The organism is Pseudoalteromonas sp. GABNS16E (genome assembly GCF_028598715.1).
Lineage (GTDB): Bacteria > Pseudomonadota > Gammaproteobacteria > Enterobacterales > Alteromonadaceae > Pseudoalteromonas > Pseudoalteromonas atlantica.
In genome coordinates this window covers 1-255 of sequence record NZ_JAQREZ010000215.1, presented here as the reverse complement: position 1 = coordinate 255, position 255 = coordinate 1, and the positions used below count along the sequence as shown (strand labels likewise).

The window sequence follows — 255 nt, the reverse complement described above, 5'->3', positions numbered from 1 at the left end:
CAGCAGCTAGTCCTGGCGCTTCAGTATTTACAGCAACTTGAACATTAGTAACATCAGGAAAGGCATCTAAATTTAGTTTTGGTATAACCATAATTGCGCCGACAATTGTGGCAAACAGCGCAATCAAGATCAGGAGTCTATTATTAACAGACCAATCTATTATTTTATTAAACATAGTCTTGCTCCTTAGTGGTTATGCGGATCAAATCCGCCTTTAGCGATTTCAGAAGCAACAAAAAATGCGCCTTTGGTTAC

Annotated in this window: 1 protein-coding gene; it reads right to left on the bottom strand. The window is 38.8% G+C overall.

Annotated features, from left to right (window positions below; translation table 11 throughout):
- On the bottom strand, positions 1-175 hold a 175-nt coding region (locus tag PSI06_RS21340; protein WP_273604859.1), incomplete at its 3' end, for an efflux RND transporter permease subunit.
- Between the last annotated feature and the right edge of the window lie 80 nt (positions 176-255).